The organism is Halobacillus rhizosphaerae, assembly GCF_046719735.1.
Taxonomy (GTDB): domain Bacteria; phylum Bacillota; class Bacilli; order Bacillales; family Halobacillaceae; genus Halobacillus_B; species Halobacillus_B rhizosphaerae.
Genome location: NZ_JAUTWQ010000038.1, coordinates 1 through 289 on the forward strand (window position 1 = coordinate 1; position 289 = coordinate 289).

2 tRNA genes are annotated in these 289 nt (G+C 50.5%); both read right to left on the reverse strand.

What is annotated here, in order from left to right:
• Nucleotides 1-88: 88 nt before the first annotated feature.
• Nucleotides 89-161: transfer RNA gene (locus Q7A53_RS21190), tRNA-His, on the reverse strand.
• Nucleotides 162-176: 15 nt separating this feature from the next.
• Nucleotides 177-247, reverse strand: a tRNA-Trp gene (locus Q7A53_RS21195).
• Nucleotides 248-289: the final 42 nt, after the last annotated feature.

Sequence of the window (289 nt, forward strand, 5' to 3'; positions counted from 1 at the left end):
TTCGAACCAGCGCATGACGGTACCAAAAACCGTTGCCTTACCGCTTGGCTATGGGCCAATTGAATCAGCATAATTAAGTAAAAAAAAGGGCGACTAGAGGGAATCGAACCCTCGAGTGCCGGAGCCACAATCCGGTGCGTTAACCCCTTCGCCATAGCCGCCATGATAGAAAAAAGCAGGGGTAGTAGGAGTTGAACCCACATCGGCGGTTTTGGAGACCGCTGTTCTACCATTGAACTATACCCCTATAATATGGTGGAGGGAGTAGGACTCGAACCTACGAACCCGA